Below are 14,881 nucleotides of genomic sequence, written 5' to 3'. Positions count from 1 at the left end.
GCACCGATCACCTCCTCAGACCCCCGCCAGACAAACCCAAAAACCACAACCAGTTGGTCTTCAAATGGACCGGAAATTAAACCGGACAGCAGTGGCTCGAAGGCCGGGATGACGGATAAGTTTTTAGGCCATAGATAACGTACATCTCGCTGAACTAATGGTTTTCCAACAGTCTGACGGTCACGGACTGACGGCCCTTGGCCGCTCCGGCACGGCTGACGCGCTGCCCTCCGGAAACTCCTCGGTCGCCTTCTTGGGCTTGACCAGCGGTTCGGGACGCACCGGACGATTGTGCAGCATATGCTGGCCCGCCAGGATTCCCTCCGCAGCCTGTATTTCAAGACGTTCCTCGTCCCGCCGGCGGATATCGTCGCTGATGGCAAGCGCTTCATCTTCCGACGTTCCAAGGGCTTCCAGCGTGCGCTGGCCGAAGCGCAGGCCCGACTCCAGCGTTTCGCGCAATTCATACTCCACGTTCTTGGCACGCAGGGCCAGGCTGTGAACGCGGTCATAGGCGCGCACGAACAGCCTGACATCAGGATATTCGGCGGATATCAGATCGACGATCTTGTCGGTTGTTTCCTTTTTCGCGGTGCAGATCGCCACGATCTTGGCCCGCTCCAGCCCGGCGGCGCGCAACACGTCGAGCCTCGTCCCGTCACCGAAATAGATGCGGAAGCCGAAGCGCGCCGCCTGGCGAATGCGGTCCGCCGAATCGTCGATGATCGTCACATCCCGGCCGCTGGCGAGCAGGATCTGGGCCGAGATCTGGCCAAAGCGCGAAAAGCCGATCATCAGCACATCGGCGCCGGCGCCCTCGAAATCCTCGTCCAGCTGTTCGCGGGGTTGGTCACCCCTCATCAGCCGCTTCGCCAGCCGCGTGGCGAGCGGCGTCAGCGCCATGCTCATGGTGACTATGGAAACCAGCATCGACGCGTCGCCTGCTGTCAGCAGGCCCGACGCGCTGGCGGTGGTGAACAGCACGAAGCCGAATTCCCCGCCCTGCGGCAGCAGCAGGGCAATGCGCACCGCGTCATCGTGGTCGGACCCGCCCGCGCGGCAGATGCCATAAAGCACCAGCGCCTTGGCCACCATGACGGCCGGCACGGCAAGCAGGATGACGACCAGGTTGTCGCGGATCACGTCGAGCTCGATCGACAGGCCCACAGCCATGAAGAACAGCGCCAGGAGAATGCCGCGGAAGGGCTCGATATCGGCTTCCAACTCATGGCGATAAGAGGATTCCGCCAGCATCACGCCCGAAAGGAAGGCGCCCATGGCCATGGAAAGGCCGGCTGCCTGCATCGCCATCGCCGCGCCGATGACGACGAACAAGGCGGCGGCGATCATCACCTCGCGGGCACCCGTGCGGGCGATGATCTGGAACATCGGCGTCAGCAGATAGCGGCCGGCCATGATCGTCGCGCCAACGGCGAGGACAGCCGTGGCGATTTCGCGCAGTGCCGAACCGGAATCGGCATGGCCCTGGCTGCCGAGAACGCTGACCATGGCGAGCAGCGGCACGATGGCGAGATCCTGCAGCAGGAGAATGGAGAAGGATCGCTGCCCGTAGCGACTGTTCATGTCGCCTTCGTCGTTGAGGATCTGCACCGCAAAGGCTGTGGACGACAGCGCAAGGCCGAAGCCCGCCACCAGCGCCGCCCGCCAATCCAGAAGACCAGTCGCAAGGATGAGGCAGAACAGCAGCGCGCCCGACAGCATGACCTGGGCCGTTCCCAGCCCGAAGATATCGGCGCGCATGTGCCAGAGGCGACTTGGCTTCAATTCCAGGCCGATGACGAACAGCAGGAAGACGACGCCGAGCTCGGCGACGCTCAAGATCTGCTCGCCGTCATTGATCAGGTTGAACACCGGGCCGATGGCGACGCCGGCCGCCAGATATCCAAGCACGGTGCCCAGCCCGAGCTTGCGGAAGATCGGCGCTGCCACGACCGCCCCGCCAAGCAGCAGAAGCGTTTCGGAAAACAGCGTGTGGGCTCCTGTCATGGGCGGATCGCTCTCTATATTGCAATTAAACGGCGTGGAAATTGGGAATCGGCGGGCCCGCCCTTGATGCCCAACCTAATGCACAATAAATGGAGCCGGAATGAAAGGCCAACATATGTCTGCAGAAATCGATTCCGACAGCCTGCTCTCCCGTGCCGAAACCCTGGTTGATCTTGCCCGAGCCGCCGGCGCCGATCGTGCCGATGCGGTGGTCGTACGCTCCCGCTCGAAAGGCGTCAGTGTCCGGCTCGGAAAGGTCGAATCGACCGATGCCTCCGAAAGTGACGACTTTTCGTTGCGCGTCTTCATCGGCAATCGTGTCGCCAGCGTTTCCGCAAATCCCGGCTTTGACCTGAAGGTCCTGGCAGAACGTGCCGTCGCCATGGCCAGGGTATCTCCGGAAGATCCCTATAATGGCCTCGCGGACGAGGCAGACCTCGCCAAGACCTTCCCCGACCTCGAACTCTTCGATCCGACTGACGTCTCCGGTGACGACCTGCGCGATGCGGCACTCGCAGCCGAAGAAGCGGCCTTGGCGGTCAAGGGTGTATCGAACTCCGCCGGTGCCAGTGCGTCCGCCGGCATGGGCGGTCTCGTTCTGGTCACCTCGCATGGGTTCTCCGGCAGCTATATGGGCTCGCGCTTCAGCCGGTCCGTCGGTGTGATTGCCGGTGAAGGCACCAAGATGGAGCGCGACCACGATTTCGATAGCCGCATCTATTTTGCCGAACTGGATTCCGCTGAAGAGATTGGTCGCCGCGCCGGAGAGCGCACCGTGGCGCGCATCAACCCGCGCCAGGTGCCGACGGCGAAGAACCTGACGGTTGTCTTCGATCCGCGCGTGGCCCGTGGCTTCGTCGGCCATATCGCCGGCGCCATCAATGGCGCTTCGGTGGCGCGCAAGACTTCCTTCCTGCGTGACCGCATGGGCGAGCAGGTGCTGAAGTCGGGGCTTACCATCTCCGACGATCCGCTCGTGGTGCGCGGCTCCGGCTCGCGCCCCTTCGATGGCGAAGGCGTCAGCGGCCAGCGGCTTGAGATGATCGAGGATGGCGTGCTGAAGCACTGGTTCCTGTCCACCTCCACCGCCCGCGAACTCGGTCTCAAGACCAATGGCCGCGGCGCGCGCGGCGGCAATGCCGTGTCGCCGACCTCCACCAACCTCGCCCTGGAGCCGGGCGACATCTCGCGCGAAGACCTGATCAAGTCAGTGGCCAACGGCTTCTACGTCACCGAACTGATCGGCCACGGGGTCGATATGATCACTGGTGATTACAGCCGGGGCGCGAGCGGTTTCTGGATCGAAGGCGGCGAACTCACTTACGCCGTATCGGAAGTCACCATCGCGTCCAATCTCAAGGACATGTTCATGCGCGTGACGCCGGCCAATGACATCGACCGAAAGTTCGGCGTCGCTTCTCCGACCATCGCTATCGAGGGCATGACGCTGGCCGGGCTATGACAGCTTGGAAACGGACCCTGTAATGTCGGCAGGAACGATCAGAGACTGGAATGCCGACCTGGAGTTGATTACCAGCGCTGCCCGGGAAGCCGGGCAGGTTGCTTTGACTTTTTTTGGTCAGTCGCCTGAGGTCTGGTGGAAGAATGATGACCGCTCGCCGGTCAGCGCTGCCGATTTCGCCGCCAATGAACTCTTGTCGTCGCGCCTGCGTGCCGCCCGCCCCAGCTATGGCTGGCTGTCGGAAGAAACCGACGACGAACTCTCACGCCTTGATTGCGAGACGCTGTTCGTGGTGGATCCGATCGACGGAACGCGGGCCTTCATTGCCGGCAAGAAGACCTGGTGCGTCAGCGTCGCGGTGGTCCATCAGGGAACGCCCGTGGCCGGCGTCCTGGTCGCGCCGGCGCTTGAAGAGGAATTCACGGCCGTTGCCGGCGGTCCGGCGCTCAAGAATGGCGTTGCGATTTCCGTAAGTCATCCACAGGCTTGCGACCGCCTGCGGGTGGCCGTGGCGCAGGACATGCTGAACGGTCTCGGGCCTGAGTTTCGCACCCGCGTGGAGCGGGTCGAGCACATCCCCTCGCTTGCCTATCGCCTTGCCATGGTCGCGGATGGGCGCATCGACGCCACGCTGGTCAAGCGCAATTCCCATGATTGGGACCTTGCGGCGGCTGACCTCATCCTGCTGCGGGCCGGCGGTGCATTGGTGGGATTGGATGGCCGCGGGCTGCTCTACAATCGCCGTGAGGTAACCCATGGCGTGCTATGCGCCGCGACAGATCCGTTCCTGCCGGATTTCCTGAGCCAATTGGCGACATTGCCCCACAGTTGACCTTTGCGCTAAAATCGAGCAGATGAAATTATGGCCCGAAGACTAACAGAAAGAGACGGGAAATGACGGAATCCGGCGATAAGAAGCAGCTTCTTCACTTGGTCTTCGGGGGCGAATTGTCGAACCTCGAAGAGGTGCAGTTCCGCGATCTCTCCAGCCTCGATATCGTCGGCATTTTCCCCGATTATGCCAGCGCGCTGCTCGCCTGGCGGGCCAAGGCCCAGCAGACGGTCGACAATGCCCATATGCGCTATTTCATCGTGCATATGCACCGGCTGCTCGACCCGCACGACAAGGCCCAGAAGTGATTTTCAGCGGCGGCTACTCCCAAAAGCTGCCGCCAGCTTCAATTGACGTATAGTTTTATCATTGCGGTCAACGATTGGACGAAATGGTGTCTCACTGTCGTTCTTAGTAATTTCCGGCTTGGCCGAGGGACATTGGTTTTGCGCAACGAATTGAATATGCGGATCGCGGCAAAATGAGCAACGGATTGGCGTTTCTCGCTTTGACTGCATATCGCTGGGGCGGCATGGCGGCCTATCCGCTGGCTGGTCCGTTCCTGAGCTATCGTGCCGCCAAGGGCAAGGAAGACCGCTTGAGGCGCAACGAGCGCTTTGGCTATCCGTCTCTCGACAGGCCGCAGGGGCCGCTCGTCTGGGTTCACGCGGCAAGCGTCGGCGAGACCCTGGCGGTCATCCCGCTGATGCGCGAACTGCGCCGCCGCGACATCAATGTGCTGCTGACAACAGGAACCGTTACCTCGGCGGAACTCGCCCGCTTCCGACTCGATGGCGACATCATGCATCAGTATGTGCCGCTCGACCTGAAGCCCGCCATTTCACGCTTCCTCGACTATTGGCATCCGGACATCGCCGTGACGGTGGAGTCCGAGATCTGGCCGGTTACGGTCATGGCGCTGCATGATCGGCATATCCCGCAGATCTCGGTGAATGCCCGCATGTCGGATCGCTCTTTCGAGCGTTGGCATCGCCGCCTCACGATTGCCGAGCAGTTGTTCGGCAAGCTCGCCCTCGTCGTGGCCCAATCGGATATGGATGCGGAGCGTTTCCGCGATCTCGGTTCGTGGCCGGTGACCGTCTCAGGCAATCTCAAGGTCGATACCGATGCACCGCCTTGCGACGAAAGCCTGCTGGCTCTCTATGCCGCGCAGATCGGTGACCGCAACACATGGGCCGCCATCTCCACCTTCGAGGGGGAGGAGAAGATCGCCGCCATGGTGCATCGGGCGCTGAAGGCCCATACCGGGTTGCTCACCATCGTCGTGCCGCGCCATCCCGAGCGGTCCGATGAGATCGAAGCCATGATGGTGGAGAAGGGGTTGAAAGTCGCCCGCCGCACCCGTGGCGATGAAATCACCAAGGACACCGATGTCCTGCTGGGCGATACCATCGGCGAGATGGGCCTGTTCCTGCGGCTGACCGAGATCGCCTTTGTCGGTCGTTCCCTGACCGGCGGCGGCGGCGGCAACCCGCTGGAGCCGGCCATGCTGAGCTGCGCGGTTCTCGCCGGTCCGCATGTCGAGAATTTCCGCGAATCCTATCAGAAGCTGGTCCGCAACGGCGGGGCGCGCATCGTGCGCGACGCCGAGATGCTGGCCAAGGCCGTTCACTTCCTCAGCAGCAACGATCTGGCGCGTGCCAAGATGATGGATGCCGGCCGCGACAGCGTCCAGGAAATGCGTGGCGCGCTTGCCGCGACGCTGAAGGGCCTGGAGCCCTATATCAACCCGCTGACCGTAAAGGCACGACTGGAGCCCAAGACGGCGGCACAGGCCTGAATGGAGCCATGATGCGGACTGGACGGGCCGAAGCCGGCAAGATTGCAGGGATCGTCTTCGACAAGGACGGAACGCTGCTTGATTTTGACGAGAGCTGGGGGCCGGTTAATCGTAAGGTGGCGCTCCTGGCATCCGCGGGCGACCAGGCCCTGGCTGACCGGATGCTGCTCGCCTGCGGCATGGATCCGGAAACCGGCCATATCGTGCCCGACAGCCTGCTCGCGGTGGCCAACACCGCGGAAATTGCAGCGGGGCTGATTGCGGCCGGCTCGCCCCTCGACCTCAAGACATTGGTGCCTGAGATCGACAACCTGTTCGCCGAAGCCTCCGGTCTTTCGGTACCGGTGACCGACCTCGTGGCGCTGTTTTCGGAACTGAAGGCCGCCGGCCTGAAGCTCGGCATCGCCTCCAGCGACAATGAGAGGTCGATCCGCAACATCGTCAGCCGTTTCGGCATCGGCGAGTATGTCGATTACGTCGCGGGCTATGACAGTGGCCATGGGACAAAACCTGGACCTGGGATGGTTCTCGGTTTTTGCCGCGAGACCGGGCTTGATCCGGCTATGGTCGCGGTGGTCGGCGACAGCAATCACGATATGCATATGGGCCTGAATGCCGGGGTCGGCCTAACGGTGGGCGTGCTGAGCGGCACGGGCTCGCGCGCGAGCCTGGAAGAAGCGGCAGACGTGTGCCTTGACGATGTGACCGAATTGGCGGAGCTTCTGGGGCTAAGGGCGCTGGCCTGATCCTTCCACTTTTACCGTTCCTTAAGCATAAACCTGTCAAACCCTGTGTCTTGCGCCGCTTGTCTTGCGACGCAGCATCTATAAGGTCGAGCTGAAGCACGGCACGGAGCGGAGACAGACGGCATCATGGTATCGGAAGCGCCCCCGTTCTGGTGGACGAAGCCCGACTGGCGGGCTTGGCTGCTTTCGCCCTTTTCGCTGATCTATGGTCAGGTCGCGGGCCGCCGGATGCGCCGCATGCCGCGCCATTCCGTGCCGGTCCCGGTCATCTGTGTCGGAAACTTCACTGTCGGCGGCGCCGGCAAAACCCCGACAGCGCTCGCACTGGCGGTGGCCGCCAAGCAGAAGGGCCTGAAACCCGGTTTCCTCAGCCGTGGCTACGGCGGCTCGCTGGATGGAACCCATGTCGTGGATGCCCATCACCACCGGGCCCATGCCGTCGGCGACGAACCACTGCTTTTGGCGCGCGAGGCCCTGACCGTGATTTCGCGCCGTCGTCTGGCCGGCGCCCGGAAACTGGTGGAGGAGGGCGCTGACCTCATCATCATGGACGATGGCTTCCAGAGCAACCAGTTCGCCGTCGATTTCGCCTTGATCGTCATCGATGCCCAACGCGGGATCGGCAATGGCCACATCGTTCCGGCCGGACCCGTGCGGGCACCGATCAAGATCCAGATGTCGAAGCTGTCGGCCATCCTGCAGGCAGGCACCGGCAATGCCGCTGACCATCTCATCCGCATGGCCTCCCGAGCCGGCAAGCCGTTTTATGCCGCAAGCGTCAAGGCCGAGGATCCCCAAGGTTATGCCGGGCAGAAAGTGATGGCTTTTGCCGGCATCGCCGATCCGGACAAGTTTTTCCGCACCCTCGAGCAACTGGGTGCCGAGATCGTGGCGACGCGAAAATTCGGCGATCACCAGCACCTGACGGACGACGAGATCGAGGATCTCCTCTCCCATTCCGCGCTGCATGGGCTGCAACTGGTGACGACGTCAAAGGATTTCGTCAGGCTGTCGGGCGGCCATGGTCGGGCGGCGGAGCTTCTGGAAAAAACGCGGGTCCTCGATGTCGTCATGGCCTTTGACGACCCGCAGGCGCCCGGCAAGATCGTGGACCTTGCCATCGAGGCGTTTCGCGCCCGTCGCCTGCGCGAGAACAGGTCAGCGACGAAATAACCAGGCGTTACCCCCTGGTCTGGTTCGGCAGGATCCCAGCGCGCTTGTCGGCTTCCAGGGAGGCGGCGGCATCGGCATAGGGTTCCTGTCGCGCAACGCTCCAGTAGCGCAGTTCGTCGATCATGATGCGCTTGTTTGTCATGGCGCAGATCACGTGGGAGCCCGGCATGACGATCTGGAAATCGGCATCGAGATACTTGATTTTGGCTTCGCGATTCCCGCCGCCTTCGAACCGGTTCATCATGGCAGTGCCTTTCGTCATGCGATCGTCATGCAATAGAGCGTGTCAGACGGAATTTCCAGCAAATTAGCTTCTGCCGAACAAGCGCTCGATGTCGGAGAGCTTGAGCGAGATGAAGGTCGGCCGGCCATGATTGCATTGGCCAGAGCCCGGCGTCTCCTCCATCTGCCGCAGAAGCGCGTTCATCTCTTCCACCTGCAGCCGGCGGCCAGAGCGAACCGAACCATGACAGGCCATGGTGGCCGCCACATGCTCGAGTCTCTGCGACAATCCCTCCGACGTATCCCATTCGGCGATCTCGTCGGCGAGCTGGCGGACCATGCCTACCGCATCCATGCGGCCCAGCATGGCCGGCGTCTCGCGGATGGCAATCGCACCGGGTCCGAAGCGCTCTATCGCCAGTCCCAGCCGGTCCAGCCCTTCGGCATGCATCATCAGCCGGTCGCAGTCTTCTTCCGGCAGGTCGACGATCTCCGGGATCAGCAGCGCCTGCGAGGGCAGGCGGCGTCCGACCAGCGCCTTGCGCATGCTTTCGAACACCAGGCGCTCATGGGCCGCATGCTGGTCGACGATGACCAGGCCGTCATCGGTCTGGGCGATGATGTAGTTTTCATGCAGTTGCGCCCGCGCGGCCCCGAGCGGATAGCGGGTCGGTTCCGATGCGGTCGCTGGTGAGCCCGCATCCACAGGCGCTTCCGCGCGAGCTGCCGGCTGTGCGAGATCTGCAAACTGCCCCTGCCTGACCTCGGCAAAACCTGCGCTCGCTGTAGTGGCGGACCCCAGGGGGCGGAAGGGCGAGCTGTCGGCACGCCAGTCTGCTGGCGCGCTGGACCGGCCGGCGGCATAGGCCGGGGCAGACTGTGCCGCCGCCGGACGGAAGCCGGGGCGGAACGCGCTCAGCATGCCGCCGGCGCCTGCGGTGGAGGCGCGGTCACCCTCCCGATGCAGCGCCTCTCGGATCGCCCCGACAATCAGTCCGCGCACAAGACCGGGATCGCGGAAGCGCACGTCGGACTTGGCCGGATGCACGTTGACATCAACAAGCGCCGGATCAATCGAGATCGCCAGCACCGCGACCGGATAGCGGCCCGCCGGCACGGTCTCCGCATAGGCGCCACGAATTGCCGACAGCACGAGCTTGTCCTGGATCGGCCGCCCATTGACGAAGGCATATTGATGGGCGGAATTGCCCCGGTTGAAGGTGGGGATCCCGGCAAAGCCGGTAAGCCGCACATCCTCCCGCTCCGCATTGATCAGGATGGCATTGTCGCGAAATTCCGGGCCAAGCACCTGTGCGATGCGCGAAAGGTGGTCGTCGCCCGTTGCCGGCAGGTCCAGCGTGGTGCGGTCGGTTCCGGAGAGCGTGAAGCGGATCTTCGGGAAGGCGACCGCCATGCGTTTGACCACCTCGGTGATCTGCGCCGATTCCGCCCGCTCGCTTTTCAGGAACTTCAGCCGGGCCGGCGTCGCGAAGAACATGTCGCGCACTTCGACCACAGTGCCGGGATTGGCAGCCGCCGGCCGCACCGGCGTGACGCGCCCGCCGGCAACCGCGATCTCCGCACCTTCCGAACTGCCGACCCTCCGGCTCGATATCGTGAGTTTCGCCACCGAGCCGATCGATGGCAATGCCTCGCCGCGAAAGCCCAGACTGACGATGTCATCCAGCGTATCGGATATCTTCGAGGTGCAATGGCGCCGGATGGCGAGTTCGAGATCCGCGGGTTCCATGCCGCTGCCATTGTCGGAGACACGGATCAGGCTCTTGCCGCCGCCTGAGGTTGCCACTTCGATGCGGGTCGCCCCGGCATCGATGGCATTCTCCACCAGTTCCTTCACGGCGCTTGCGGGGCGTTCGATCACCTCGCCGGCTGCGATCTGGTTGATGAGGGTTTCGGAGAGCAGTTTGATGGCCATGGCCTATTTTCGAGGATTCGGCTCGCCGGGGGAAGCCATAATCCGCGCCATGCACTGCAATGCACGCGTGTTCGAATTTGCGCGATGCATTAATCGGGTCTTAACAGGATAGCTTTAAGTTTACAGGAGCTTGACATGATCGTCGCTTGCTGGCCGGCTTCCCGGCTGAAAGATTGGCGCAGCGCTGGATGCCGCCATCGGGGTTTGCAAGGCACACCCCTGTCTTCTCGCCCAGCATGACCTGTCTGCTCTAGCGTGTTGCGGTCGCCAATGAGAGGCGCCCGGTTTGGTGTGTTTGAGGCGGTATGTTCGAGGAAGTCTTGCCGTTTCAGGCCGTAGAAGAGGAAAGGAGGGGTCTATTGACGAATGACACGACCTCGCCGGACTCCGCGCTGCAGTCTGCCATGCTGGACGCCCTGGGCGACGCGCTGTCAATCGCCTTCATCGTCTACGACAAGAACGACCAGATCACCTATTCCAGCCGCAATATCGGCAGCTATTTCCACGTCCCATCCGATTTCCTCACGCCCGGCACCCGACTGCGCGACTTCCTGGGCGCGCTCTATGACCGCAACGAGGCGAGCCTTCCCGCCCGGGCCAAGACGCCGGGCGCCCGGGAAAAATGGATCGCCGAACACATCTCGGCCCATTGGCGGGAGCGTTCCGACGCGGTCGAGCGTGATGCGGGCAATCGCCTGCTCAAATTTGCCAAGCGGCGCCTTCCCTCGGGCTATGGCATCTGCGTGGTCAGCGATGTCACCGAGCAGAAGAAGCGCGAGGAACAGTGGCGCGCGGACATGGAACGGGTGCAGTTGACCGAGGAAATCCTCGACAACCTGACGGTGCCGGTCTTCGTCAGCGATTCCAAGCTGTCCCTGGTCGCGGTCAACAAGGCCTTCTGCGCGGAGCAAGGTGTGGGGCCGGAAAGCCTGCTGGACCAGACGCTGGCGCAGGTGTTCCCGCAGCACAGCCAGTCCCATCTGGTCGCAACGGCGCAGCATGTCGTGGAGACCGGTTCGCCCTCTACGGCCGAAAGCATTGAGGGCGGACAGGCTTATTCCTTCAGCTTCCAGCGTGTCGGCAAGCCCGGCCGCTATTTTCTTGTTTGCAATGTTGGCGCTATTGCCGAAGCTAGCCCTGCTGCGGTGGCGGCTGTGCGCGAACAGATCCCGCAACTCAATTCTGCGGCGATGGTCGCCGCGCAGTCGCATGCCCTTGGCAACGCAGCCGACCAGCCGCTGTTCGGGCGCAAGGTCCTGCTGATCACCTCGGACCACGATTTCGAGGCGCAGTGCCTCGAGATATTGGCTCGTCTCGGTGTTGAGGCCTGTTCGGTACGCGATGAAGAGGAAGAGGAGGCCTTGCTCACCATTGCGGCAAGCATCGGCCTGCAGATCGACCTCGTCGTGGTGGATAGCCAGATGGATATCCGTTGCATCGAATGCGCCGAGCAGAGGGGGATCGGGGTCTTGGCGCTGGATGGCTTCGAGCTTGCCACGCAACTGGCCCATCGCCTCAGCCAGGGCATTTCGGGCGGCGCGGAGATCGGTATAGACGATTGGGAAATCACCACGCGCGAACCGGATGAAAAGCCAAAACCATCGGGCCATCTTCAAGTGCTCGTGGCGGAAGACAACCAGGTCAACCAGATCGTCTTCAGCCAGATCCTGGACAGCCTGGGCTGCACCTACAAGATCGTCGCTGATGGCGAGGAGGTGGTGCGGCAGTGGAAGGCGCTGAAGCCGCGCATGATCCTCATGGACCTGACCCTGCCGGGTCTCAACGGCCTCGAGGCTTGCCGCCGTATTCGCCAGCTGGAAGGCGACAGGTCGGAAACCCCGATCATCGGTGTGCTCACTCTGGCTGTTGATCGCGACGAGCTCGACTGCATGGCGGCCGGCATGAACGAGACGATCCTGAAACCGCTCAGCCCCGACGTAATCGCGGGCGTATTGCAGCGATATCACCTCGAAATTGCGGATCATTATGCCGTCTGAGCCATGACAGGGCGCCAGACATGCATTTTTGTTGTCAATACCCTAAAATTCGGGCGAAATCCTGGGGTCGCGAGCGCCCGGAAGCTATTATTTTTTTAAGACTTAACCGCCATCGTCCTCAGAGCCTAAATATTTTGAAATCTAGGATTTTTTATGAGGCGGGCTGAAACAAATTTGCCGTCGGTCAGCCAGAATGACCTGCAGGCAATGGCTTACACGGACCAGCTGACCGGGCTTGGCAATCGCTATCGCCTGCGCGACAAGATCCGCTCGCTCGCGGCGGAACGGGCCAGCGATCCCGCGCCTTTCACCATCGCCCTTGCCAATCTCGATGGCTTCAAGCCGATCAACGACCTTTTCGGCACGGCCGCCGGCGATGAGATCCTGTGTCAGGTCGCTCATCGGCTGAAAGCCTGCATTCCCGATGGCGCCATCGTCACGCGTCACGATGGCGATGAGTTCGCTATCATCCTGCCCCTCGTGTTCGAGCGTGTCGGTGCAGAGCGCCTTGGCCAGATGATCAAGGATGTCTTGTCTGCGCCCTATGACCTCGGCGATCGAAACGTGCGCCTTTCGGCATCGATCGGCTTTGCCATCTACCCCTTTGCCGGATCGGAATTCGACGAGCTGATGAAGAGCGCAGAAACGGCGCTTTATCGTTCGAAGCGCCGCGGGCGGGGACAGATCACCGTCTATTCCAAGGAAATCGCGCAGGAGATGCGCCGCGCCACGCAATTGGAGCAGGCGCTGCGAAACGCGATCATCGCCGATGCGGTGGATGTCTATTTCCAGCCGATCGTCAGGATCGACGACGGACGCGTGCTAGGCTTCGAGGCGTTGGCGCGCTGGATCGACCCCGATCTCGGTTTCGTGTCTCCCGCTGTCTTCGTTCCGCTTGCCGAAGAGCGCGGCTTTATCGACCTGCTTTCAGAGGCGCTGTTGCGTAAAGCGGCGGAGGCCACGATGGCCTGGCCGCGGGATCTCTTCTTGTCCTTCAACCTGTCATCTGCGCAGCTGATGGATCCGAGGACGGCGCTCAATATCCTAGCCATCCTCAATGCCGTCGGTTTCGACCCGCGCCGGCTTGAACTGGAGATCACCGAGACCGCGGTCATGACGTCTGCCGACACGGCGCAACGCATTATTGGCGAATTGCGCGCGGCCGGTATCGGCATTTCACTCGACGATTTCGGCACTGGTCAATCCAGTCTTGGCCGCCTCCGCGATTTCGCCTTTGACAAGGTCAAGATCGACCGGGCCTTCGTCTCGGCAATCACCACGGACAGGACCTCCGAGCAGATTATCAAGGCCATCATATCGATGTGCGACGGGCTCAATCTTGCCGTTGTGGCCGAGGGGATCGAGACGGCGGCGGAAGCCGACAAGCTGCGCGTGCTGGGATGTGGCATGGGGCAGGGATATTACTACGGCAAGCCGGTAGATGCGGCCGCGACCTTGCGTTACCTGCAGCAAAACCATCACGAATTTGCTCTGGTCGAGCGGGCAACCGCCTGAAGGCATTCTCAAAACGAAGATAGGGCGGCGCAGTGCGCCACCCCACGTATACTGAGACTCGTGTCTCGCTCTGGAAAGCCGGTTACGGCTTCGTCGTCGACGAGGTTGTGGAGTTGTCAGTCGGCATCACGGTGCCGGTCGTGCCGGTATTGGCGCCAGCCTCAGCGCGCTGCTCGGAGATCGTGCGATACTCCGGAGCGGACTTCAGGCTTTCAGCCGTCTCAACCGTGGTCAGCTTGAGATCGTCGCCGTCACCTTCGCGGTTAACGGTGATCTTTTCCATCGGAACGGCAACGTTCTTCTCGCCGATACCGAGGAAGCCGCCGACACCGACGATCGCAGCAACAACGCCGCCGTCCTTTTCAAAGATCAGGTCGGTAATGCTGCCGATGTCTTCGTCAGCGGCGTTATAGACGTTCTGGCCGATATAGGTGTTGGCGGAAATCTGGGTTTCCGACTGTTCGGTCAAATAGGTGCCGGAAGCGGCAGCGCTGTCACCGGCAACAGGCGTCATCGGCTTGGCGGCAGGAGCGGCGTCATTCATCGCCGGCGACTGTGCGGACGGAGCCGTTGCAGCAGGGGCATCCATGGCCGGTGCAGACGGATTGGTCGTCGTGCCGGTCTGCGCCATTGCCATCGGTGCAAGTGCGGTGGAGCCGAGCAGTACGGCGGCAGCGAGGGTTTTCAGCGTCTTGTTCATGGTAGTCCTACCTTTCATCGTGGTTGCTGAGATGACGGTGCCGAGGCTTCGTTTGGTCGTCCCGGTCCGTCGGTTCGAGGAGAAAATGCACCGGCAACGGCATCGTTCCCGAGAAATGTGGGCATTTATTTTTATCCTGATACGGAACATTTTGCGCGGACTCGTTGTGCGAGCTATCGCGTGAAACGCGAACTGCTCGCATCCCGCCACAAATGGCGTTTGATCCTGTCAAACCTGCTTGGAGGCTGTATGAAAGCTGGACGAGTCGGCCTTTGTGCGTCTATGGTCATGCCCAGAGCACCCATTATTTTTTGGGGAGTTTCCAAAAAATTCGTTTTTCGATTCACTTACCGTTGTTTATGTACTGTTGCTAAACCGAGAATTGTTTCAGCCATTGCACGCGCTCACCCACGGGGTGACGCGTTGACGCCAATTTTAGCGGGTTGAGGGGGTTATGATCAAAAAAATCATACCGCTGAACTCATGTATT

At 61.8% G+C, this 14,881-nt stretch carries 12 protein-coding genes; 8 read left to right on the top strand and 4 right to left on the bottom strand.

Features of this window, described 5'->3' with window-relative positions; genetic code table 11:
* Positions 1 to 180: 180 nt before the first annotated feature.
* A complete protein-coding gene (locus B9A97_RS14860) occupies positions 181 to 2,007 on the bottom strand; it encodes a monovalent cation:proton antiporter-2 (CPA2) family protein (RefSeq protein WP_084366125.1) in 1,827 nt (608 codons plus the stop codon).
* A 115-nt stretch (positions 2,008 to 2,122) separates the two neighbouring features.
* On the opposite strand from B9A97_RS14860, the gene B9A97_RS14855 reads away from it, so the two are divergent.
* The 6 genes from B9A97_RS14855 to lpxK all read left to right on the top strand — a co-directional run bounded on the left by B9A97_RS14855 (position 2,123) and on the right by lpxK (position 8,021).
* Complete coding sequence (locus B9A97_RS14855; protein WP_084366124.1) at positions 2,123 to 3,469, top strand: TldD/PmbA family protein; 1,347 nt, start codon at positions 2,123 to 2,125, stop codon at positions 3,467 to 3,469.
* A gap of 22 nt (positions 3,470 to 3,491) precedes the next feature.
* The gene (locus B9A97_RS14850; protein ID WP_084366123.1) at positions 3,492 to 4,301 is read left to right on the top strand and encodes a 3'(2'),5'-bisphosphate nucleotidase CysQ; all 810 of its coding nucleotides are present in this window, start codon (positions 3,492 to 3,494) and stop codon (positions 4,299 to 4,301) included.
* A gap of 62 nt (positions 4,302 to 4,363) precedes the next feature.
* Complete coding sequence (locus tag B9A97_RS14845; RefSeq protein WP_084366122.1) at positions 4,364 to 4,609, top strand: DUF4170 domain-containing protein; 246 nt, start codon at positions 4,364 to 4,366, stop codon at positions 4,607 to 4,609.
* Positions 4,610 to 4,782: 173 nt separating this feature from the next.
* A complete protein-coding gene (gene waaA, locus B9A97_RS14840) occupies positions 4,783 to 6,102 on the top strand; it encodes a lipid IV(A) 3-deoxy-D-manno-octulosonic acid transferase (RefSeq protein ID WP_084366121.1) in 1,320 nt (439 codons plus the stop codon).
* Between the two features lie 8 nt (positions 6,103 to 6,110).
* A complete protein-coding gene (locus B9A97_RS14835; protein WP_244564231.1) occupies positions 6,111 to 6,848 on the top strand; it encodes an HAD family hydrolase in 738 nt (245 codons plus the stop codon).
* Between the two features lie 126 nt (positions 6,849 to 6,974).
* Positions 6,975 to 8,021, top strand: coding sequence for a tetraacyldisaccharide 4'-kinase (gene lpxK, locus B9A97_RS14830; RefSeq protein WP_084366120.1), 1,047 nt, complete (start codon positions 6,975 to 6,977; stop codon positions 8,019 to 8,021).
* A 7-nt stretch (positions 8,022 to 8,028) separates the two neighbouring features.
* Here lpxK and B9A97_RS14825 read toward each other — a convergent pair whose 3' ends face one another.
* Positions 8,029 to 8,262, bottom strand: a complete 234-nt coding sequence (locus B9A97_RS14825; protein WP_084366143.1) for a DUF2093 domain-containing protein — start codon at positions 8,260 to 8,262, stop codon at positions 8,029 to 8,031.
* A 66-nt stretch (positions 8,263 to 8,328) separates the two neighbouring features.
* Positions 8,329 to 10,179 (bottom strand): DNA mismatch repair endonuclease MutL, encoded by a 1,851-nt coding sequence (gene mutL, locus B9A97_RS14820; protein WP_084366119.1) that lies wholly within the window; start codon positions 10,177 to 10,179, stop codon positions 8,329 to 8,331.
* 359 nt (positions 10,180 to 10,538) lie between these two features.
* Between mutL and B9A97_RS14815 the strand changes: the two genes are divergently transcribed.
* Both B9A97_RS14815 and B9A97_RS14810 read left to right on the top strand, forming a co-directional pair.
* A complete protein-coding gene (locus tag B9A97_RS14815) occupies positions 10,539 to 12,176 on the top strand; it encodes a response regulator (RefSeq protein WP_179145294.1) in 1,638 nt (545 codons plus the stop codon).
* A 153-nt stretch (positions 12,177 to 12,329) separates the two neighbouring features.
* A complete protein-coding gene (locus B9A97_RS14810; protein ID WP_084366117.1) occupies positions 12,330 to 13,691 on the top strand; it encodes a putative bifunctional diguanylate cyclase/phosphodiesterase in 1,362 nt (453 codons plus the stop codon).
* 82 nt (positions 13,692 to 13,773) lie between these two features.
* Here B9A97_RS14810 and B9A97_RS14805 read toward each other — a convergent pair whose 3' ends face one another.
* Positions 13,774 to 14,391 (bottom strand): PRC-barrel domain-containing protein, encoded by a 618-nt coding sequence (locus B9A97_RS14805; protein ID WP_084366116.1) that lies wholly within the window; start codon positions 14,389 to 14,391, stop codon positions 13,774 to 13,776.
* Positions 14,392 to 14,881 lie beyond the last annotated feature (490 nt).

It is taken from the genome of Rhizobium sp. RU36D, assembly GCF_900176345.1.
Lineage (GTDB): Bacteria > Pseudomonadota > Alphaproteobacteria > Rhizobiales > Rhizobiaceae > Allorhizobium.
The sequence above is the reverse complement of the archived record's forward strand: the minus strand, read 5'-3'. Positions and strand labels throughout refer to the sequence as shown.